The sequence below is a fragment of the Verrucomicrobiota bacterium genome, from assembly GCA_034440155.1.
Classification (GTDB): domain Bacteria; phylum Verrucomicrobiota; class Verrucomicrobiia; order JAWXBN01; family JAWXBN01; genus JAWXBN01.
Genome location: JAWXBN010000082.1, coordinates 1 through 20542, shown reverse-complemented (window position 1 = coordinate 20542; position 20542 = coordinate 1). Strand labels below are relative to the sequence as shown.

Sequence of the window (20542 nt, the reverse complement as noted above, 5' to 3'; positions counted from 1 at the left end):
GGCCGCGACCTCGGGGTTAAAGCTCTGGATACCGACCTCGAATTGGAGGATGCCAGCCGGGAACTTTGTGATGATCTCGCGCAGTTCCGCCGGAAGACGGTCGGGAACCATTTCAAAATGGATAAAAAGTCCGGGCCGGAGGCGTTCGAGGAAAAACCCGAGGATTTGTCGGCTGAAAGCGAGATTTAGGTTAAATGTCCGGTCGACGAATTTAAAATGTTGGAGTCCACGGTCATAGAGTTTTTGCATTTCGGCGAGGAATGGATCCAGAGCAAATTGCCGCACAGGAATGTCGAGGGAGGACAGGCAGAATTCACACGTGAAGGGGCATCCCCGGGAAGCCTCGACGTAAACGATCCGGTGGGCGATATCGTCTTCGGAGTACAGCCCGTAGGGAAGAGCAAGTTGCGCAATATCGACGAATCCAGCATCGATGATTTTTTCCTCCGGAGTGATGCCGCCGAGCAATTTGCTACAGAGCTGGGCAAAAGCCATGTCCGCCTCACCTTTGATGATGTAGTCCGCGTAGGGCAGGAGCGGGTGAGTCTCCGTCTCGTAGCTCACCTCGGGGCCGCCGAGGATGATTTTGATGTCTGGGGCGATCCGGCGCAGGGCACTGACGACCTCGTGGGTCTCGGTTACATTCCAGATGTAAACACCGAAACCAACAATAACGGGCTTTTCCGCCAGGATCTTTTCCGTGATTTCAAGGGGCTTTTGGTTGATGTCAAATTCCCTCATCACCGTCTGGCCACGCAGTCCGCCCATATTTGCGAGGATATATCGCAGACCGAACCCGGCATGAATATATTTAGCAGTTAATGTGGTGAGTAAGACTTTGGACATCGGCACGGAAAATAGCATGAATTTATATGAATGGCGAATGCTAATCGGCTCATATGACCATGGCCAAGCAAAAGTCTTATCGGTAAGAAGCCTTGCGCAAGTGTGAAATAGGGTGTAAAATTAGACCACGACTGGCTCCGAAGCATTGCTTCGTGATGGGGGCTTTTTATGAATTTAATGAGAAAGTCCTGACCATGATCGAAATAAAGCGTACCAATATTCTGCTCAAGCCAGATAGTTCGCGCGTATTTTTCAGACCTTTGGAGTTTGTAAATCGTGAACGCGTCATCCGAGTGATGGCGAGGGTCATGAGTCTTTCCGAGGATCAAGTCGATAAGGAATCTGCGAAGGTCATGGAGCGGTTCGGGAACCGCCACCACAAGCTTGAGGCTTTTTTCATCAAGAGATACGAGACTGTCAAAGACATGATGATTCTTGATAGTAGTATGAGTCGGGCGAAACAGTTACTCATCGGGTCCTATTTCTGCCAGGAATATTCACTTGAGGCCGCTGCACTATTTAATCCCTCTATCGTGCCCGATCCCGACCAGTCGGGACTTCCCGAGGGGGCGATGCGGTTCATCATGAGCCTGCGTGCGACCGGGGAAGGGCATATCTCTTCACTGGTATTCCGTTCAGGAATCGTTCATGGCGAGGGGCGGGTGGAATTAATGGAAACCTCCCGTTACGCGACGGCTCCGGAGGAAGCCCCTGACCCGGAATACTGCAAAGGCCTTTTTGAAAGGAAACTCCATGAGCTGGGCTTACTCGATACCTTTGTGCAGAATATGATGCAGTCGCTCCCGGCGCAATTCACCTTTCAGGAACTTAAAAAAACGGTGGATTTAACATTAAAGAAAAACCGGTTAATGCATCTCGAGCAGCAGAATGTGCTCCAGAGTGTCACGGCTCTGGCCAAGGCGAATTACCTGATCCGGTTCAGCCCCGGGCAAAAAATATCCGAACGCCTGATTTTTCCTTCATCCCCCTCAGAAAGCAACGGGATCGAGGATGCCCGGTTTGTGGCATTCCGGGAAGATGACGGGCAGATTACTTATTATGCGACTTATACGGCTTATGACGGTAAAGTGACATTCCCGCAGTTGATTGAAACAAAAGATTTCCTGACATTTAAGCTCAGTACCCTGAACGGATCGGAGGTCCAGAATAAAGGTATGGCTCTTTTCCCACGGAAAATCAATGGCCACTACGCCATGATCTCGCGTCAGGACGGGGAGAATATTTTCCTGATGTATTCGGATATGCTCCATTTCTGGCACGATAAAAAAATCCTGATGCGGCCTACGTACCCTTGGGAATTTCTCCAGCTGGGCAATTGTGGTTCGCCCATCGAGACCAAAGACGGATGGTTACTTTTAACACACGGCGTGGGAGCGATGCGGCAATATTCCATCGGGTGTATCCTGCTTGATCTGGATAACCCAGGGGAAATCATTTGTCGACTGCCTTACCCTCTGATCACGCCCGACCAGACAGAACGCGAGGGGTATGTGCCAAATGTGGTTTATACCTGCGGTTATATGGAGCATGCCGGGCATTTAGTGATCCCTTATGGCATGAGTGATTCATGTGTCGGATTTGCCACAGTGGAAATGGAAGACCTGCTTTCTGAACTTAAAAAATACCCGGTGAAAGGAAAATAACCGATGAACTTAGAAGAGCACATAGGCAAAATCGCTTTAATAGGCGGTTATCTCCCCCGTAAATGCGGGATCGCGACATTCACCAACGACATGTACAAGTCCATCTCTCTGGCTTATCCCAAGACTGAAGTCATGGTTGTCCCTGTTAATGACATTGCCGAGGGTTATCCGTATCCGCCCGAGGTGAGGTTTGAATTTTCAGAGCAGGATATCTCTTCCTATGAACGGGCGGCGGATTTCCTTAATTTTAATAATGTGGACGTCGTTTGTCTCCAGCATGAATTCGGTATTTATGGCGGAAACGCTGGGAGCCATGTCTTGGCCCTTTTGCGAGATTTAAAGATGCCTGTGATCACGACGTTGCACACGGTGCTCCAAGAGCCTGATGCCCACCAGAAACGCGTCATGAAAGAGTTGATTACACTGAGTGTGAGGCTCGTCGTCATGACGGAACGCAGTAAGGGTATCCTCAAAGATGTTTACGGGGTCTCCCCGGATAAGATCGACATAATCGCCCACGGTATCCCTGACATGCCATTTAGTGATCCGAATTTTTATAAGGATCAATTTGGGGTCGAGGGAAAGAAGGTCCTGCTGACATTCGGCCTACTTTCCCCGAGTAAGGGGATAGAATATGTCATCCAGGCTTTGCCAGAAGTGGTTAAAAAGTATCCCGAGTTAGTTTATATCGTGCTCGGCGCGACACATCCGAATCTCGTCCGTAACGAAGGTGAAGCCTACAGGATAAGCCTTGACCGTATGGTCGCAAACCTCGGGGTGAAAAAACATGTCGCTTTTTACAATCGTTTTGTGGAGATCGATGAATTAAAGGAATTCCTCGGGGCCGCCGATATTTATATTACGCCGTACCTGAACCCCGCCCAGGCGGTTTCAGGGACCTTAGCCTATTCTTTTGGTTGCGGGAAAGCTGTTATCTCGACGCCCTACTGGCACGCTGAGGAATTACTCGCTGACGGAAAAGGTGTGCTCGTGCCATTTGCCGATCATGAGAATATGGCTAAAGCAATTATCGGCCTTTTGGAGGATGATCACAAATGTAATGCCATGCGTAAACGGGCTTACCTCCAGGGCCGTGAATCCATCTGGAGCCAAGTCGCCTTCCAATACGGGGAATCTTTTTACAAAGCGCGGCTTTCAAAGGCGAGGGGTGTCTCCCGCCGATATGCCCTCAAAACTCAGGAAACTGAACTCGTCGAGCTGCCTACCCTGCGTTTGGATCACCTGTGCCGAATCACAGACTCGACCGGGATTTTCCAGCATGCGACTTATACCCTGCCAAATTTCCATGAGGGGTATTGTATTGATGATAATGCCCGTGCTTTGATTCTGGCGATTCTCCTTGAGGAAACGGGGGATGCACTTGGAAAAATCTCCAACTTTGCCCATACGTATGCGTCTTTTATTAATTATGCCTATGAACCGGCATCCGGACGGTTCCATAATTTTATGGGATTTGACCGGAAGTGGCTCGACGAATACGGTTCGGATGATTCTTTGGGCCGTACACTATGGGCGTTAGGAACCTGTGTGGGGCGTTCGCAGGACAAGAGTCTGCAGGCATGGGCGGTCCAGCTTTTTGAAAAAACCGTCATGAAAATCACAGAGGTGAGTTCACCGCGTGCCTGGGCCTTTGCATTGATCGGGATTCACGAATATTTCAGGAGGCTGAGCGGGGATAGGTTAGTCGACCAAGTGCGTGATATTCTCACTGACAAATTACTCAGGCTGTATGAAGACAGTCATAGCCAGGACTGGAAATGGTTTGAGCCGGTGGTTTCATACGATAACGGGGTACTTCCCCATGCGCTGATCTTGAGCGGGCGGTGGTCAGATAATCATAAAGCCTTAGAAGTGGGCTTAGAAACAGCCCGCTGGCTCCAAACAGTCCAGACGTGCGAGGAAGGACATTTCCGCCCCGTCGGGTCAAATGGATTCTACAAAAAGGGTGATGTGCGTGCGAAATTCGACCAGCAGCCCGTCGAGGCCTACTCGACTGTGGCCATGTGCTTGGAAGCTTTCCAGACGACCAAAGATTATTTCTGGCTGACTGAGGCGCAAAAAGCTTTGGACTGGTTCCTGGGCAAAAACGACGCGGGACTCTTTGTTTATGATGCTAATACGGGCGGGTGTTATGACGCGATCCACGTGGATCGGGTGAATCAGAATCAAGGGGCGGAATCAACTCTCTCATTCCTTTTGTCATTACAGGAAATGAGGATCAATGAAATCATCCTTGAATCCTATGACCGCCCGATCACTCCGAATGAGGCGTGATCGGCAGGGGGGGGGGAGACGACCGAGTATTTTCATGCTGAAAAGAGGCTTGTGTCAGTCTTTGGATTCTGGCTAATCTCTTACCTCATCCGTATCATCTTATGAAAAATATTATTCGTTCCCTCCTTGTGCTGCTAGGTATTACACTCTGCCCTGTCTCTGCTGACTCCTCTATCGAAATGAATGTCAGCGGGGGGACGATGACTATGAAACAATCTTATTCGGGGGATAAAGCCCGGAATGAAATCCCGCAATTAAGCGATTCAGATAGTGGTCTGATGGTTTCCGGACCGGTTAATCCCATGAGCCAGCCTTTGATGGTGACTAGGCTGGATAAGGCGGTGGAATGGATTATTGCCAAACCGTCAAAAACGTACATGGAAAACCCGATCAAAATCCCGTACGTGCCCATGCCGCCGACAGCCTTTTCCGCAGACAACACGCAGTATAGCTCGAATACTAATAGTCCCCCCGAAGCATCTGGAAAGATGGAAGTTAAAAAGAATGGCAGCCAAAAGATTGCCGACTTTGCTACTGATGGTTATGAAATCTGGATGGACGGGAAGTTGGCGGCAAAATATTGGATCGCCACCAAGGATGGTGTGCTCAAGGACGCCTTTGGACAAAAAGATGCCTTTGAAAAAAAGTTGAACCAGTTAAAGTATTCGACTTGGCCGAAAGATGACCAGGGGGCTGCGGTGAAGTCAGCTAATGCAATGCAAAAAGCGATGTTTGGTCAAATGACGGATAGCTTGAAGCTTTTTAATACAGGTTTGCCCGATGGTATTCCCCTAAAAGTCGAGTTTCTTGATGAGGACTCTGGGAAGCTTGTCACAGCCATGGAGGTGACGATGGTGAATACAAATAAGATTGATGCCGCCCAATTTGAAATACCCGCAGGGTTTACCAAAACCACCCAATCAGCAATCGCCGAGGATATGATGAATATGGATCCGGAGGCCATGCAGGATATGATCCAAAAAGCCCCTGAAAATCTTAATAGCGACGGGGTAAATCCAGAACAATTACTCAAGCTCCAAAAAGATATCCAGCAGCAGAAGCTGCAGGACCAGTAGAACGGCGGAAAAAAGGTTTTATCAGCTTTTAGGGAATCGTTTTGCCCTGATGGAGGTGCTGAATGGGACGTTAATACTCTGGAATGGGCGTTGTCAGCGCATAAAATGCATTCTTCTTGCTCCTGTTAAGCCGTAATAAGTCAATATTGATTCAATAACAGGAACATAAACGACGAACATTTGAATATATTATTATGAGTAATTCTACGTTATCGACTATGACAAGTAGGGAACGTGTTTTGAGGGCCATGAAAAGGCAAATTCCGGATCGTGTCCCCTTTGATTTGAGCTGGGGTCTGACAGGCCCGATGTATGATATTTTTAAGGAAAAAACGGGGCATACGAGTCCGGACGAGTATTTTGGGGTGGATACGCGCATGTTAATGTCTGCGCCGACGACTTTAAAAAATGACTACTCCAAATACTTTAAAAATCTTCCAGAAAAGGCCTTTATCGATGAGTGGGGTGTAGGTCATTTGCCGACGGAAAGTGATGATAAAAGTCACAGCCACTTGGAGGGATTTATTTATCCGATGCTCAAGCTCTCTACTGTGCGAGATGTGATGGATTATCCGTTGCCGGATATGGATGCCTATTACCGGCACGAGTATATGACTAGTGCCGTGAAGGATATCCAAGGTAAAGGGTTTGCTGTTCTTGGCTCCATGGCTTGTACGATTTTTGAAGTGGCCTGGTATATGAGGAGTATGGAGTTACTCATGATGGATTTTATTGATAATCAGGAGTTTGCCGAGGCGTTTCTCGATAGGATTACTGAGAAAAGGGAAGGCCAGGCTAGAAACATGGCTGAGTCAGGTATTGATGTTTTGATGCTCGGGGATGATGTGGCTTCCCAGAGGAGCATGATTATGAGTGTGCCCATGTGGCGCAAATGGCTCAAAGGCCGGTTGGCCCGTGTGATCAAGGCTGCGCGTACAGTTCGCCCGGATATTTTGATTTTTTACCATAGTGACGGGAATATCCTGCCGGTGGTTGAAGATTTGATCGAAGTGGGGGTCGATATTCTTAATCCTATCCAGTGTGAATGTGTGGATCCTGCCGAGCTGAAACTCAAGTTCGGCGACAGACTTTCATTTTGGGGGACAATCGGGACACAGACCACTCTGCCCTTTGGTACACCGGATGACATCCGTAATGAAGTGAAGTTACGAATGGAAACGGTCGGTAATGGCGGTGGATTACTTTTGGGGCCCACGCATTTTGTGGAACCGGAAGTGCCATGGGAAAACCTGGTGGCCTTTGTCGAGGCTGTGAAGGAGTTTGGAGTTTACCGCTGATATTTTCCTGAGAGTGTTGAGCGGGGGCCTTTGAGATAAGCTTCCGCGAACAATTTTTCTCTAAAACCCCAATATCGGGCGTATTCATGAGTGGAACCTTTTCATAGAGTCGAGTAAAAGAGAGTTTCATCAGACTGGGGTAGAAGTTTAAAATGAAAATACTGGTGAATTTCTTTTGAGTTTTTTGCCGGTGAACCCTATTGATGTCCCTGTTCCTTATGTTTACCAAGAGAATTATTCCTTGTCTGGATGTCGCCCATGGCCGTGTGGTCAAAGGGGTTAATTTCGTCGGGTTACAGGATGCTGGTGACCCTGTGGAAGCTGCGATTGAATACGACCGCCAAGGTGCGGATGAACTCGTTTACCTCGATATCCGGGCCAGTCACGAAAACCGTGGGACGCTTGTGGATCTCGTCGAACGTACCGCAGGTGAGATTTTTATCCCGCTGACTGTCGGCGGGGGGATCCGGAGTGTCGAAGATGTCCGTGTCATGCTCAAGGCAGGCGCAGATAAAGTTTCCATCAATACATCGGCGGTGCACACTCCCGAGCTCATTCGCCAAGGGGCAGACACTTTCGGTAGCCAATGTATCGTGGTGGCAATCGACGCGAAACGCAGTGGTCCGGGTAAGTGGGAGGTTTTCACCCACGGCGGGCGTAAACCCACAGGGATGGATGTTATTGAGTGGGCAAACAAGGTTGTTTCCCTTGGAGCGGGCGAGATTTTACTCACGAGCATGGATTCCGATGGTACCAAGAAGGGCTACGATCTGGAGTTAAATAGTGCCGTCAGTGAGGCGGTGAAAGTGCCGGTCATCGCCAGCGGTGGTGCGGGCAATTTGCAACACCTCCTCGATGTACTCACGACAGGGAAGGCCGATGCGGTTTTGGCTGCCAGTATCTTCCACTACGGTCAACACACCGTCGAGGACGTGAAGAAATTCCTCGCCGCCAACGGGATTCCTGTCCGACCTGCGGCCATTAGCGCATAAGCTTTTCGACGCCATTGGTACGCCTGGTAAAAAACGAAGGTGTTGAGGCTTTGATTGCATTTTAAATGGGTCGATTTAGTCTATCTATATGAATTACAGGGAGGTCATTACCATCACTACCCGTTTTGTTGGAGGGTCTTTACCCCGGGGCAAAACATATTGTAAACCTTGGGTTGGAGACTGTTGATGACCTGACTCTATGGGGCTTTGCCAAAAATCATTTGCATTCGACGTGGAAATTGTACAACGACAGCTATTCAAAACCTATTTCTGCTTAACTACGAAGATATTGGTAGGTTCTTAACAGATTAAGAGTGCGGAATAATGATGTTCTTTTAGGAAACCTCCGCAATCTGATTTTTATCTCCTTCTTCTCCGGCATAATAAGGGTTTAAGGACTAGCGGGAGGGTGACGAGGACCGCGGCTGTGGCGATGACTTTTGCCGCAGCACTCCATCCATGGCCGGTGGTCTGACGGACCTTGATGAGGCAAGGGGTGTCTGGAGCAAATTGCCCCAGTCCACCGATAGTGCATGAAAGATAAGGATGGTCTGTGACATCGTGCGAGATGAATTTAAAGCCACGGGCGAGGTAGAACTCTGTCGGGTTCTCGTGGGAATGGTGTGTGGCCCAAGCGAGGGTATAAATTTCTTTCACTTCGGGATAATTTTTTAAAACTTTCGGGAGTTTTCCTAGAAATAAGGTTCCTAACCCGTGGTGGGAAGGATCCGCGTGGAGCGAGGCGAGGTAACAGACGGGGCGGTCACGGTTCTCGATCAAGCCATAGGGCAGGTCATTGAGGTCGCCTTCGAGTTGGTAAGGATACCCGATCAAGAGGCGGGCATAGGCTTTCCCTCCGGGGCTGGTGAGCTCGACTTGTAAATCAGTAAATTGCACGGTATTCGATCCTGATTTTTATCTATTTCAGGAGGGTGACAAGGGGGATGTTACTTATTTAAACCGAATCCGCCCAAATGTCAAAAAACTTGCAGGAAACAAAATAGGGGGTTGAAAGAGCGGCGCAAGTTGCGTAGGCTGCGGCACTTGATCCATCGTATAAAATCTTTGGCCGGTCGTGATACCGGCCCTCTCAAGGAGAAAAAATGAACACGCAGTTTCTCGAAAAAATCAAGTTTAACGCCGACGGACTGGTTCCTGCCATCGTCCAGGATGTGAATACCAAGCGGGTGCTGATGATGGCTTGGATGAATCAGGACTCGATTATCGCCACGCTGGAAACGGGTAAGACGAATTTCTGGAGCCGTTCCCGCAAAAAGTATTGGATCAAAGGTGAAACCAGCGGTCACACTCAAATGGTAAAGAAATTTGCCATCGACTGCGACGGGGATACGTTGCTTTTCGAGGTGGAACAAACGGGGGGAGCCTGCCACACGGGGTATATGTCCTGTTTTTACCAAGAGGTCAGTCTTGGTGGGGTAGTCCGCCCCGTCAATGAACTCCGTATTTTTGATCCTGAAAAAACCTATTCCCCATCATGAGCATACACCCTTCCAAAGAAGAATTCTGCAAACTCGCCCAAAAAGGGAACTTGATTCCCGTTTATGTGGAGCTTTTGGCAGATTGTGAAACCCCGGTAGATGTTTACAGCAAATTGCGCGGGCAGGGCAAAAACGCCTTTCTTTTCGAGTCGGCGGAGAGTTCTCAGGTCAGCGGGCGTTATTCATTTGTCGGCTTTGATCTGCGGACAGAGCTGGTCTTTCGCGCGGGCAAAGTCGAGATCCGTGAAGGCGAAAAGTGCCAGACCTCAGAAATGGGTGCGGATCCCTTGGTTTTCCTCCAAAATTACATGGCGCAATTCTCCCCGGTGTCACATGGGTCCTTGCCCCTCTTTTTTGGCGGGGCCGTTGGTTTTATTGGTTACGAGGCGGTGACTTATTTTGAACCCACTGTGCGGCGGGCGAAAAAGGATGACCTGCAAATTCCTGATGCCTTATTTTTGATCACGGACAAATTGCTCATTTTTGATCATCTGCGGAAAACATTACAAATCGTTGTGAATGTGCATGTTAATGGTGATTTGGAGGTGAAATATGGCCTCGCTATTGAGCAAATTGCTCAAATCAGAAAGTTATTGGAAGCTCCTCGGTCTCATGCACTTAATGAGATTCCAAAAAAACCCGAGGTGACTCTTCCTCCCGCAAATATGTCCCACCAGGATTATTTGGATATGACGATCGAGATGAAGGAATATATTAAGGCAGGTGACATCTTTCAAGTCGTTCCATCCCAGAGATTTGAATCTGACTATAAGGCGTCACCCTTGAGCCTTTACCGTATCTTGCGCCACGTAAATCCTTCACCCTATATGTTCTGCGTGGAACTTGGCAGTATGGCGATTGTTGGAGCCTCACCAGAGGTTCATGTCCGCTGTAATAACCGGAAAGTCGAGATTCGCCCGATTGCAGGGACCCGTAAGCGCGGGGAGACACCTGAGGAAGATGTCGCCTTGGAAAAAGAGCTTTTAGCCGACCCTAAGGAAAGGGCGGAGCATGTGATGTTGATTGACCTCGCGCGTAATGACGTAGGCCGGGTTTGTGATTTTCATTCGGTCAAAGTGACTGATTTTATGGTGGTTGAACGTTACTCCCACGTGATGCATATCGTTTCTCATGTTGTTGGTCAGTTGCATCAGGAAAAGACCGCATACGATGTCATGCGGGCGACATTCCCTGCGGGAACCGTGTCGGGCTCGCCAAAGATCCGGGCCATGCAGATTATTGCCGAGCAGGAACCTACCTGTCGCGGGGTTTATGCCGGGGCTGTGGGTTATTTCGGGTTCGACGGGAATCTCGACTCGTGCATCGCCCTCCGGACAGTCTTGATCAAGGATGGTAAAGCCTATGTCCAAGCAGGTGGAGGGCTCGTGGTGGACTCCACCCCGCAAGGCGAATATGATGAGAGCTGTAATAAAGCCCGGGCCGCTATCACCGCTCTCGCCATGGCGAAAAATATGGAAGGGTAAGGTCCCCAGAGATCCGACAAAACGTTTGATTTAGAGCGCAGAAAAGAATCATGAATTTTCAGAAAAGTGAATTCAGAATTGCCCGCAGCTCTGATATTTTTTTTAGAGCATGCAGTTGATTTCTGATTTGAAGGCAATTAAGCTCTGGCTAAGATTCATTAATTTCAAGTTGCCGATTCGAAAACAGGGATTTAAAAAGGATATATATAAATAATATCCCGATATTTTTGGCGTTTTGTGGTTAATGACACAGGGTAAACTATTTTTATGCAAAAGATTCTACTCATCGATAACTACGATTCATTCACCTTTAACCTCGTCCAATACATCGGGGAGTTGGGGGCGCGACCGCTCGTGTACCGTAATGACCAGATCAGCCTCGAGCAAATTGCGCAGTTGCAGCCGGACAAGATCGTGATATCCCCGGGACCTTGCACACCGCTAGAGGCAGGAATGTCAAATGCTGTTATTAAGGAATTTGGCCCGAAAATCCCACTCTTTGGAGTGTGTCTTGGGCACCAATGTATCGGACATGTATTCGGTGGGGATGTGATCCGGGCTGAACGTCTCATGCACGGGAAGACCTCTCCGATTATCCATAATAATAAAGGGCTTTTTGCCGGTTTGGACAATCCCTTTGACGCGACGCGTTACCATTCATTGATCATTAAACGCGAGACATGCCCTGATTGCCTCGAGATTACTGCTGAGACCGCTGAAAATGAAATCATGGGTGTCCAACATAAACAATTCCCGATCTATGGCGTCCAGTTTCACCCCGAGTCTATCCTTACACGTGAAGGCAAAAAACTCGTCGAAAATTTCCTCAAACTACAAGTTTTATAAGATGATTTTCAGTCATATAAAATATTTAAAAAAGAATTATAAAAATTTTCAAGAAAGTGCTTGCAGGAAAAGTCAGTTTCACTATAGTTTGATTTTCCCTTCATTGGAGTATTTGCAATAAGCAAGTATTACGTTGGTGAGTTTGTCTAAAACATCACTTAAAAGAGGGGAGAACTATTGTCTGAATTGAATAAAACAAGAGAAACATTTTTTATGCCAACAATCAACCAGCTCGTGAAAAAAGGCCGCAAAAGGGTCAGGTACGAATCAAAGTCTCCGGCTTTGAAGAGTTGTCCGCAACGCCGTGGTGTTTGCCTTCAAGTCATGACTCGTACGCCTAAAAAGCCGAACTCCGCCCTCCGTAAAGTGACTAAAGTTCGCTTGACGAATGGGATTGAGGTCATTGCTTATATTCCTGATGAAGGTCATAACCTTCAAGAGCATTCGATTGTATTGGTTCGTGGCGGCAAAGTGAAAGATCTTCCTGGTGTTCGTTATCACGTCGTCCGTGGTACACTTGATGCGCTTGGGGTTGAAAAGCGCCGTGTGAGCCGCTCCAAGTATGGTGTTAAACGTCCTAAAGCGGGCGCTGTAGCTGGGGCCGCCAAGAAAAAGTAAACTTTTAATCGGATAAAAACTATATGTCACGTCGTCGCCAAGCTAATAAACGCCAAGTCCTTCCTGATAGCCGGTATGGTAACCGCCTGATCGGACGTATGATTAATACGATTATGATTTCCGGAAAGAAATCCACTGCTGAACGCATTGTTTACGGGGCTTTGGAAAAGATTACCCAAAAAAATCCTCAATTGGATCCCTTGGACGTTGTTCAAAAAGCGATCGACACTGCTAAGCCACGTCTGGAAGTGAAGAGTCGTCGTGTGGGTGGCGCTACATATCAAGTGCCTATGGAGGTTCCTGTTGACCGTCAAATCTCATTGGCTTTGCGTTGGATAGTTAATTACGCTTCATCCCGCAAAGGTATCGCTCTTAAAGACGCTCTTGCTACTGAAATTCTCGATGCCTCACAAGGACAGGGGAATGCGATTAAGAAACGTGATGATGTCCATAAAATGGCTCAAGCCAATAAAGCATTTGCACACCTAAGATTCTAGAGGATGATCAATATGAGCCAATCTGCCACAGTAGAAAAATCTACAAACCCAAATTCACCTAATCGTGCCTTTCCCTTGGAAAAGACACGTAATATTGGTATTTGTGCTCACATTGATGCCGGTAAAACTACGCTGACTGAGCGTATCCTTTTTTATACTGGGGTTATTCATAAAATGGGTGAGGTCCATGAGGGGACAGCTACGACTGACTGGATGGAGCAGGAAAAAGAACGTGGTATTACGATTACCGCGGCAGCCATTACTTGTTTCTGGGAACAGAAAAAAGAAGAGACTATTTATAAGGCTTTCGAGAGTGAAAAAATGCGGGTCAATATTATAGATACCCCCGGCCACGTTGATTTTACAGCTGAAGTCGAGCGATCTATGCGTGTTTTGGATGGTGCTATAGCCGTATTTTGCGGTGTGGCAGGTGTGCAGCCTCAGTCGGAAACGGTCTGGCGCCAAGCGACAAAATATGGTGTTCCTCGTATTGCCTTCGTGAATAAGATGGATCGTGTTGGTGCAAATTTTAATAATGCTGTCACTGAAATGCGCACAAAGCTCGGTGCGAATCCTGTACCGATTTTGATTCCGATCGGAGCGGAAGATCTCTTGCGCGGACAAATTGATGTAGTGAATCAAAAAGCCGTAATTTATGACGATAGCGGTAATTTGGGATCCGTATATAAGATTGAGGATATCCCTGTTGAACTACAAGCTAAGGCTAAAGAAGCCCGTCAGCATCTCATTGAGAAGCTAGCTGATTCCGACGAGCAGCTTGGTGAACTCTTTTTAGAAGAAAAACCAATTTCTACCATTGAAATCAAAGCAGCATTACGCCGTGCGACGATTGCAAATAAAATTGTCCCTGTAGTTGGCGGATCAGCATTCAAACATAAGGGTGTGCAGTACCTTGTGGATGCAGTTATTGATTATTTGCCGAACCCGTTAGATGTACCGGATATTAGCGGGACTGATCCTGATACTCATGAGCAAAAGTGCGTTTCCCCTGATGATAATGCAAATTTTGCTTCACTAGCCTTTAAACTTTGGAGTGATCCATTCGTAGGTAAATTAGTTTTCTTCCGTGTTTACTCAGGGACCCTTAAAAAAGGTGATACAGTTTATAACGCACGCACACGCAAAACTGATAGGATTAGCCGTATTATTCGTTTGATGGCTGATAAACGCGAAGAAGTTGATGAAGCTTACTCTGGCGACATCGCTGCGATCGTCGGCTTACGCAATGTCACAACAGGTGATACACTTTGTAATGAAGATTATCCCATTCACCTCGAGCCGCCGACCTTCCCGGAACCGGTTATCTCAATGGCTATCGAGCCAAAAACAAAAGGTGATCGTGAACGTATGGCTGAAGGTTTATCACGGTTAGCTGAGGAAGATCCCACATTCCGTGTGTTTACTGACGAGGAAACAAGCCAGACCATTATTGCAGGCATGGGTGAGCTTCACCTGGAAATCATTCGCGACCGCCTTTTCCGTGAGTTTAAAGTCGAAGCAAACTCGGGTGCACCGCAAATTGCTTACCGCGAAACTATTACTAAATCAGCTGAAGGTGAAGGAAAACTCATCAAACAGTCTGGTGGACGTGGTCAATATGGGCATGTTTGTATTACGATTGAGCCAAATGAAAAAGGCAAAGGCCTTGAGGTTGAGAATAAAATTGTCGGTGGTGCGATTCCTAAAGAGTATATTGGACCAAGTATCAAGGGTATTGAAGAAGCTGTTAATAATGGGATTGTAGCTGGTTACCCGGTTGTTGATATTAAAGTGCAGATCGTCGATGGTAGCTTCCATGAAGTTGACTCGAACGAGCTTGCATTCAAGATGGCTGCTATTTTCTCTTTGAAAGATGCTTTGAAAAAGGCTGGTTCTATCCTGCTTGAGCCTGTGATGAAAGTAGAGTGTATCACTCCGGAAGAGTATCAAGGTGATATTCTAGGCGATATTAACCGCCGTCGTGGGAAAATTATCAATATTGAAACAAAACAAACTGGCTGTGTTGTCCGTGCAGATGTACCACTTTCTGAAATGTTCGGTTATGCTACGGCTATTCGTTCATTGAGTAAAGGACGCGCATCCTATTCGATGGAGCCTTCACATTTTGAGCAGGTTCCAGCAGGTGTTGGCGGTGGTTATTGAGCAAAGTACAAAGAAACCAGCACGTTCATAATTTTAAAAAGGTAATAAAAGTATGGCACAAAGAATTCGCATTCGTTTAAAAGGTTTTGATCATCGTATCCTTGATCAAAGTTCCAGTGAAATTGTCGAGACGGCAAAACGGACGGGAGCCAAGGTATCCGGCCCTATCCCAATGCCGACGAAGATTGAACGGTGGACGGTGAATCGTTCGCCACATGTTGATAAAAAATCCATGGAGCAATTTGAACGCCGCACTCACAAAAGACTTTTGGATATCGTTGATCCGACAGCAAAAACAATTGATGAGCTGAAGAAATTAAACCTTCCTGCAGGTGTGGATATCACAATCAAAATTTGAGGTAATGAGTTATGAGTATTGCGATTTTAGGTATAAAAATTGGTATGACCCGTCTCTATGATGAGAAGGGGGCCGTCCATACTGTGACAGTCGTGAAAGCCGAGCCAAATGTGGTGATTCAAAATAAAACCACTGAAAAAGACGGTTATAACGCGGTCAAAATAGCGACAATCGACCAGAAAGAATCTCGGTTGACCAAACAAGTCCAGGGTATTTATAAAAAAACTGGGGTTACACCTAAGCGTGTGATGCGTGAATTCCGTACTCCAGAGGCACCCACATTTAATATTGGAGATAACCTGTCGGTGGATCAATTTTCTCCTGGTCAATTTGTTGATGTAATCGGCATTTCAAAGGGTTATGGATTTCAAGGTGTTGTGGGTCGTTATAAGTTTGCTGGTGGTGGTGCAGCCCACGGTTCTAAAACACATCGCCGTGCAGGTGCGATCGGACAACGTTCGACTCCTGGCCGTATTTTCAAAAATCATCGCATGCCCGGTCACATGGGTCGTGTAAGGAGAACCATCCAGAATCTTCAAGTATTTCAGGTTCGCCCGAACGATAATGTAATTATCATCACAGGAAATCTACCTGGTTCAAACGGGGACATGATCGTCATTCGTAATGCAAAGAAAAAACCTGCTGTTCAGGAAAAGAAATAGGTCAATTATGGGAGCTACAGGAACAATTTTAACTAAAGAGGCTGCTGTTGGAGCTGCTTTTCCATTGATCGAAAATGGTCGTGGTACACAAGCTGTCCACGACGTGATCGTGGGATACCGTGCGAACCGCCGTACAGGTACTGCATGTACCAAGTCAAAAGCAGATGTAAATTTCTCCGGGGTTAAACCTTGGAGACAAAAAGGAACTGGACGTGCCCGTGCAGGGTATAAAAGTTCACCGATTTGGCGTAAGGGTGGTGTCGCTTTTGGCCCAAAACCACGTGACTTTTCGAAAATATTGCCAATTAAAGTTCGTCGTTTGGCCCTTAAAAAGGCATTGAGCCAAAGAATACTGGCTGGTGAAGTGATTATTGTTGATTCGATCAATATTACTAAACCAAAAACAAAAGAATTTGTTAGTTTGGTTACTGATTTGAAACTGGTAGGTTCCGCCTTGTTTGTGAACGATCAGTATGACGAGAATGTTCTGAAGGCTTCCCGGAATATTCCTAAAATCCAGGTTACGTCCTCTGATGATGTTAATGCGGAAGACATATTGCGTTACAATACACTGGTCTTTACGCAAAATGCATTTGCGAAGGTCACTGAACGGGTGAATAAAAAATAAGGTTCGGAGATTTAAAAAGTATGCGTGATCCACATTCAATAATCCGGACGGTTCGTCTCAGCGAAAAGGGGACTATATTGACTGAGAAATTTAATCAGTATGTCTTTGAAGTCGCGACGAATGCGAACAAGATAGAAATTAAGAAGGCCATCGAAAAACTTTTCGGTAAGAAAGTCCTGCGAGTTAATACGCAGAATTGTCTCGGTAAGAAAAAACGCGAAAGAACAGCCGCTTTTGGGAAACGTTCCGATTGGAAAAAAGCCATCGTAACGCTCAAAGATGGCGATAAGATTGAGGTTGTATAGTATGGGACTCAAAACATTCAGACCATTAACACCGGGGCTCCGTTTCCGTGTCGCATCGACTTTTGATGAAATAACAAAGGACACTCCTGAACGTAGTTTGACTGAACCACTCCGCAAGAGTGGTGGACGTAACCATAAGGGCCGTATTACATGCCGCCACATTGGGGGTGGGCACAAGCGTCGCTACCGTATTATTGATTTTAAACGCTGTAAACGTGATGTGCATGCAGTAGTCGAATCAATCGAATATGATCCTAATCGCACCTGCCGTATTGCCCTTGTGCAATATCAGGACGGGATCAAGGCTTATATCATTGCACCAGCAGGATTAAAAGTCGGCACAAAAATTATGGCGAGCGATAACGCGGAGCCTGAAATTGGTAATGCTCTTCCTTTACGTAAAATACCAGTGGGCATAGCTATCCACAATATTGAGATGTCAATTGGTAAAGGTGGACAAATGGTTCGTGGAGCAGGTTCAAGTGCGCAGGTAAGTTCACGCGCCCGCGGTTATGCGACAGTTAAATTACCTTCCGGGGAAGTGCGCCTGATCCAAGAGGATTGTTATGCGACAATCGGACAAGTCAGTAACTCCGATCATATGAATATCAAACTTGGAAAAGCTGGCCGTCGTCGTTGGCTTGGCACTCGCCCGACTGTGCGCGGTGTGGCGATGAACCCGGTTGACCATCCTAATGGTGGTGGACAAGGTAAATCTAAGGGTGGTGGAGGATGGCAACATTTGACGTCACCATGGGGTAAAGTTGCTAAGGGTGGAAAGACCCGTAAGCGTTACAAACCAACAAACCGTTTCATTTTACAACGCCGTAATTCCGCAAAGGCAAACACGGATACTGTATAAGGCAAATTTATGGGTAGATCTCTGAAAAAAGGTCCGTTTGTGGACTATCACGTGTTCGAGAAAATCGACAAAATGAATGATACTGGTTCTAAAAAGCCGATCAAAACATGGTCACGTCGTTCTCTGGTGACCCCGGATTTTGTGGGACACACATTTATGGTTCATAATGGCAAGATTTTTATCTCCGTCTATGTGACGGAAAATATGGTGGGACACCGTTTAGGTGAGTTTTCGCAGACGCGGATATTCAAGAAACACGGTGCACACACCGCAAAAGCGGAAGCCAAGTAGTATCGAAAGGTGGATAAAACATATTTCCACCATGAAATGCGGAAGGCTCATTTTAAAACTATTCATTGGAATGGTTTTATTGCAGGGGATAAACCCTGTTTGTTCTTTAGACAACAATAATCAGATCGTAAAATCACAGAAGGTAGAATCAGATACCAGGGATAATCCCAGTGCTAAAGCCGACGTTGAGCAGATCAAGAAACAGTTGATTCAACAGGATAAAACAATACGGCAATTAATTGATAGTTTGGCAATCGCCCAATCTGAAAGTCAGATGTTTCAAAAGCACCTTCAAGATTATAGGCTGCAAAAGGAAATACTGGGGGGAAGCCTTACAGATTCACAATTGCAAGAACGATTGGTCGAGTCAGTTCGGAATCTGTATGTAAGCGAGCAGGAAAAAAAACGTCTGCAGAGTAGGCTTGAAGATATGAAAGAAGCTTTGCGGATCCTCCTGAAATCGGCTGAGTTTGCAGATATACAGGCAAGGGCCGCCTTAGAGGTAGAGTTAAGATTAACAAGTAAATTACTTGAAGAGATTCAAAAAGGGAAAATTGATTCACTACCACTGACGGATTTAAATAATGCGGTGATAATGAATGTGAATAGTGGGCTGGCATTAGTAATTTTGAATGTGGGACGAGTACAGGGTGTACAATTAAATATGCCATTTGTGATTTTACGGAATGATATTGTTATCGGAAATATCCGGATCATTGAGGTTCGTGAAAAATTTAGTGGTGCGGTGATCGAAAGGTTTAAAGCGGGTGAGGAAATCCGCGAAGGTGATCGCGCCAAGGTTGAAACAAATCGGCCCTAACAATGTCGAGAGGATGATATGGAAGTACAAGCAATCCAAAAATACGCGAGAATCTCGCACTTAAAAGCAAGACAGGTAGCCATGGAGATCCAGGGTCTCCCAGCGTTGCAGGCTTTGGATATTATGAAGTTCAGTCCAAAGAAAGCAGCCCGTATTGTCTATAAAACTTTAAAATCAGCTATTGCCAATGCTGAAAACAATAACAGCCTTGACCCCAAAAAACTAGTGGTCAAGGAGTCAGTGGCCAATACAGCGGGATACCTTTCTCGCTTCAGGCCAAAAGCCCGTGGCTCGGCCGGAAAAATCCGTAAACGTTTTTCGCACTTTAAGATCGTATTGTCCGATGGACTATCCGCTCCGGAGTCAACAGAAAGCAACAACGCTTAACACAAATCTATTATGGGACAAAAGACACATCCATTTGGTTTTCGCTTAGCCATTCATAAAGACTGGCGCTCAAAGTGGTACGCCAGCTCAAAAGATGCACCTGCATTGATCGAACAGGATTATAAAATCCGAAAATTCCTCAAGGAAAAGCTCAAGAGTGCAGCGATCCCTAAAATCATTATTGAACGTGCTGCCTCTCGCTTGCGTGTTACTCTTTACACAGCTCGTCCTGGTATTGTAATTGGCCGCAAGGGGACTGAACTTGATAAACTCAAGGAAGAAATAGCCGCTCTCACAGGAAATAAAGAAATTTATATTGATGTTGTTGAGGTGAAAAATCCAGAAGTTGATGCGCAATTGGTAGCAGAAAATGTAGCGCTCCAGATGGAAAGACGCATTTCATTCAAACGTGCCATGAAAAAAGCGGTCCAAACAGCCATGGACTTTGGTGCACAAGGAATCAAAATTCGTTGTGCAGGGCGCTTAGGTGGGTCTGAAATTGCACGTTCTGAAAAGTATCATGAAGGCAAAGTGCCACTTCACACTCTACGCTCAGACATAGATTATGGATTTGCAGAATCTAATACTGCTGCCGGAAAAATCGGTGTGAAGGTCTGGGTTTGCCGAGGACTAAAAGAACGTAAAGCACCCGTGCCTCCAAAACGTAAGCCGAATAAAGATGCCGAACCGGAGATAGTAGCACCTTAATTTTTAGAGGGATTATAAAGTTATGCCGTTAATGCCATCACGAGTAAAATATCGTAAAACCCAGCGCGGGAACCGTGCGGGATTTGCCACTAGAAATTTAAAGATCGATTACGGTGAATTCGGGTTACAGGCCCTTGACCGTTGCTGGTTAAAGAATACCCAGATTGAGGCTGCACGTGTTGCGATTACCCGTAATATGAAAAGAAAAGGCAAACTTTGGATCCGTGTGTTTCCAGATAAGTC

At 46.6% G+C, this 20542-nt stretch carries 23 protein-coding genes; 21 read left to right on the top strand and 2 right to left on the bottom strand.

What is annotated here, in order from left to right:
- The coding region (locus tag SGI98_08455; GenBank protein MDZ4743430.1) for a cobalamin-dependent protein at positions 1 to 864 on the bottom strand (864 nt) is incomplete at its 3' end.
- A 179-nt stretch (positions 865 to 1043) separates the two neighbouring features.
- Here SGI98_08455 and SGI98_08450 point away from each other — a divergent pair.
- The 5 genes from SGI98_08450 to hisF all read left to right on the top strand — a co-directional run bounded on the left by SGI98_08450 (position 1044) and on the right by hisF (position 8171).
- Positions 1044 to 2510, top strand: coding sequence for a glycoside hydrolase family 130 protein (locus tag SGI98_08450; protein MDZ4743429.1), 1467 nt, complete (start codon positions 1044 to 1046; stop codon positions 2508 to 2510).
- Between the two features lie 3 nt (positions 2511 to 2513).
- Positions 2514 to 4805 (top strand): glycosyltransferase family 4 protein, encoded by a 2292-nt coding sequence (locus SGI98_08445; protein MDZ4743428.1) that lies wholly within the window; start codon positions 2514 to 2516, stop codon positions 4803 to 4805.
- Between the two features lie 101 nt (positions 4806 to 4906).
- A complete protein-coding gene (locus SGI98_08440; protein ID MDZ4743427.1) occupies positions 4907 to 5881 on the top strand; it encodes a hypothetical protein in 975 nt (324 codons plus the stop codon).
- Between the two features lie 194 nt (positions 5882 to 6075).
- Entirely contained in the window at positions 6076 to 7179 is a 1104-nt protein-coding gene (locus SGI98_08435; protein ID MDZ4743426.1) for a uroporphyrinogen decarboxylase family protein, read from the top strand.
- Between the two features lie 218 nt (positions 7180 to 7397).
- Positions 7398 to 8171: an imidazole glycerol phosphate synthase subunit HisF gene (hisF, locus tag SGI98_08430; GenBank protein MDZ4743425.1), complete on the top strand. Its 774-nt coding sequence runs from the start codon at positions 7398 to 7400 to the stop codon at positions 8169 to 8171.
- Positions 8172 to 8531: 360 nt separating this feature from the next.
- On the opposite strand, the gene SGI98_08425 is transcribed toward hisF, so the two are convergent.
- Positions 8532 to 9068, bottom strand: a complete 537-nt coding sequence (locus SGI98_08425) for a hypothetical protein (protein ID MDZ4743424.1) — start codon at positions 9066 to 9068, stop codon at positions 8532 to 8534.
- Positions 9069 to 9274: 206 nt separating this feature from the next.
- On the opposite strand from SGI98_08425, the gene hisI reads away from it, so the two are divergent.
- The 16 genes from hisI to rplP form a co-directional block, all read left to right on the top strand.
- On the top strand, positions 9275 to 9670 hold the full coding sequence (hisI, locus tag SGI98_08420) for a phosphoribosyl-AMP cyclohydrolase (protein ID MDZ4743423.1): 396 nt from the start codon (positions 9275 to 9277) through the stop codon (positions 9668 to 9670).
- The gene (trpE, locus tag SGI98_08415; protein ID MDZ4743422.1) at positions 9667 to 11154 is read left to right on the top strand and encodes an anthranilate synthase component I; all 1488 of its coding nucleotides are present in this window, start codon (positions 9667 to 9669) and stop codon (positions 11152 to 11154) included. Before hisI ends, trpE begins: the two co-directional genes overlap by 4 nt.
- Positions 11155 to 11421: 267 nt before the next feature.
- Positions 11422 to 12000 carry an aminodeoxychorismate/anthranilate synthase component II gene (locus tag SGI98_08410; protein ID MDZ4743421.1) on the top strand — a complete coding sequence of 193 codons (579 nt, stop codon included), beginning with the start codon at positions 11422 to 11424 and terminating at the stop codon, positions 11998 to 12000.
- A 213-nt stretch (positions 12001 to 12213) separates the two neighbouring features.
- Positions 12214 to 12618 (top strand): 30S ribosomal protein S12, encoded by a 405-nt coding sequence (gene rpsL / locus SGI98_08405; protein ID MDZ4743420.1) that lies wholly within the window; start codon positions 12214 to 12216, stop codon positions 12616 to 12618.
- A gap of 23 nt (positions 12619 to 12641) precedes the next feature.
- Positions 12642 to 13115 carry a 30S ribosomal protein S7 gene (gene rpsG / locus SGI98_08400; protein MDZ4743419.1) on the top strand — a complete coding sequence of 158 codons (474 nt, stop codon included), beginning with the start codon at positions 12642 to 12644 and terminating at the stop codon, positions 13113 to 13115.
- A gap of 12 nt (positions 13116 to 13127) precedes the next feature.
- Positions 13128 to 15278 (top strand): elongation factor G, encoded by a 2151-nt coding sequence (gene fusA, locus SGI98_08395; protein ID MDZ4743418.1) that lies wholly within the window; start codon positions 13128 to 13130, stop codon positions 15276 to 15278.
- Between the two features lie 52 nt (positions 15279 to 15330).
- Entirely contained in the window at positions 15331 to 15636 is a 306-nt protein-coding gene (gene rpsJ / locus SGI98_08390; protein ID MDZ4743417.1) for a 30S ribosomal protein S10, read from the top strand.
- 11 nt (positions 15637 to 15647) lie between these two features.
- Positions 15648 to 16298: a 50S ribosomal protein L3 gene (rplC, locus tag SGI98_08385; protein MDZ4743416.1), complete on the top strand. Its 651-nt coding sequence runs from the start codon at positions 15648 to 15650 to the stop codon at positions 16296 to 16298.
- Positions 16261 to 16926 carry a 50S ribosomal protein L4 gene (gene rplD / locus SGI98_08380; GenBank protein ID MDZ4743415.1) on the top strand — a complete coding sequence of 222 codons (666 nt, stop codon included), beginning with the start codon at positions 16261 to 16263 and terminating at the stop codon, positions 16924 to 16926. Before rplC ends, rplD begins: the two co-directional genes overlap by 38 nt.
- Positions 16927 to 16946: 20 nt before the next feature.
- Positions 16947 to 17231: a 50S ribosomal protein L23 gene (gene rplW, locus SGI98_08375; protein MDZ4743414.1), complete on the top strand. Its 285-nt coding sequence runs from the start codon at positions 16947 to 16949 to the stop codon at positions 17229 to 17231.
- 1 nt (position 17232) lies between these two features.
- Entirely contained in the window at positions 17233 to 18093 is an 861-nt protein-coding gene (gene rplB, locus SGI98_08370; GenBank protein MDZ4743413.1) for a 50S ribosomal protein L2, read from the top strand.
- A gap of 9 nt (positions 18094 to 18102) precedes the next feature.
- Positions 18103 to 18384, top strand: coding sequence for a 30S ribosomal protein S19 (gene rpsS / locus SGI98_08365; protein MDZ4743412.1), 282 nt, complete (start codon positions 18103 to 18105; stop codon positions 18382 to 18384).
- Between the two features lie 31 nt (positions 18385 to 18415).
- Positions 18416 to 19204 (top strand): hypothetical protein, encoded by a 789-nt coding sequence (locus SGI98_08360; protein MDZ4743411.1) that lies wholly within the window; start codon positions 18416 to 18418, stop codon positions 19202 to 19204.
- An 18-nt stretch (positions 19205 to 19222) separates the two neighbouring features.
- Complete coding sequence (gene rplV / locus SGI98_08355; protein ID MDZ4743410.1) at positions 19223 to 19591, top strand: 50S ribosomal protein L22; 369 nt, start codon at positions 19223 to 19225, stop codon at positions 19589 to 19591.
- Positions 19592 to 19603: 12 nt separating this feature from the next.
- The gene (rpsC, locus tag SGI98_08350; protein ID MDZ4743409.1) at positions 19604 to 20299 is read left to right on the top strand and encodes a 30S ribosomal protein S3; all 696 of its coding nucleotides are present in this window, start codon (positions 19604 to 19606) and stop codon (positions 20297 to 20299) included.
- A gap of 22 nt (positions 20300 to 20321) precedes the next feature.
- Positions 20322 to 20542 (top strand): 50S ribosomal protein L16 (gene rplP / locus SGI98_08345; protein ID MDZ4743408.1); only part of this gene is annotated, 221 nt, incomplete at its 3' end.

Bases quoted from the DNA above. Each gene is read 5' to 3' on its own strand.
- rplC (MDZ4743416.1), top strand. From the start codon at position 15,648: ATGAGTATTGCGATTTTAGGTATAAAAATTGGTATGACCCGTCTCTAT.
- hisF (MDZ4743425.1), top strand. From the start codon at position 7,398: ATGTTTACCAAGAGAATTATTCCTTGTCTGGATGTCGCCCATGGCCGT.
- rplD (MDZ4743415.1), top strand. From the start codon at position 16,261: ATGCAAAGAAAAAACCTGCTGTTCAGGAAAAGAAATAGGTCAATTATG.
- SGI98_08445 (MDZ4743428.1), top strand. From the start codon at position 2,514: ATGAACTTAGAAGAGCACATAGGCAAAATCGCTTTAATAGGCGGTTAT.
- rpsG (MDZ4743419.1), top strand. From the start codon at position 12,642: ATGTCACGTCGTCGCCAAGCTAATAAACGCCAAGTCCTTCCTGATAGC.
- SGI98_08360 (MDZ4743411.1), top strand. From the start codon at position 18,416: ATGAAATGCGGAAGGCTCATTTTAAAACTATTCATTGGAATGGTTTTA.
- SGI98_08440 (MDZ4743427.1), top strand. From the start codon at position 4,907: ATGAAAAATATTATTCGTTCCCTCCTTGTGCTGCTAGGTATTACACTC.
- rpsL (MDZ4743420.1), top strand. From the start codon at position 12,214: ATGCCAACAATCAACCAGCTCGTGAAAAAAGGCCGCAAAAGGGTCAGG.
- fusA (MDZ4743418.1), top strand. From the start codon at position 13,128: ATGAGCCAATCTGCCACAGTAGAAAAATCTACAAACCCAAATTCACCT.
- rplW (MDZ4743414.1), top strand. From the start codon at position 16,947: ATGCGTGATCCACATTCAATAATCCGGACGGTTCGTCTCAGCGAAAAG.
- rpsS (MDZ4743412.1), top strand. From the start codon at position 18,103: ATGGGTAGATCTCTGAAAAAAGGTCCGTTTGTGGACTATCACGTGTTC.
- rpsC (MDZ4743409.1), top strand. From the start codon at position 19,604: ATGGGACAAAAGACACATCCATTTGGTTTTCGCTTAGCCATTCATAAA.
- rplV (MDZ4743410.1), top strand. From the start codon at position 19,223: ATGGAAGTACAAGCAATCCAAAAATACGCGAGAATCTCGCACTTAAAA.
- trpE (MDZ4743422.1), top strand. From the start codon at position 9,667: ATGAGCATACACCCTTCCAAAGAAGAATTCTGCAAACTCGCCCAAAAA.
- hisI (MDZ4743423.1), top strand. From the start codon at position 9,275: ATGAACACGCAGTTTCTCGAAAAAATCAAGTTTAACGCCGACGGACTG.
- rplB (MDZ4743413.1), top strand. From the start codon at position 17,233: ATGGGACTCAAAACATTCAGACCATTAACACCGGGGCTCCGTTTCCGT.
- rpsJ (MDZ4743417.1), top strand. From the start codon at position 15,331: ATGGCACAAAGAATTCGCATTCGTTTAAAAGGTTTTGATCATCGTATC.
- SGI98_08435 (MDZ4743426.1), top strand. From the start codon at position 6,076: ATGAGTAATTCTACGTTATCGACTATGACAAGTAGGGAACGTGTTTTG.
- SGI98_08410 (MDZ4743421.1), top strand. From the start codon at position 11,422: ATGCAAAAGATTCTACTCATCGATAACTACGATTCATTCACCTTTAAC.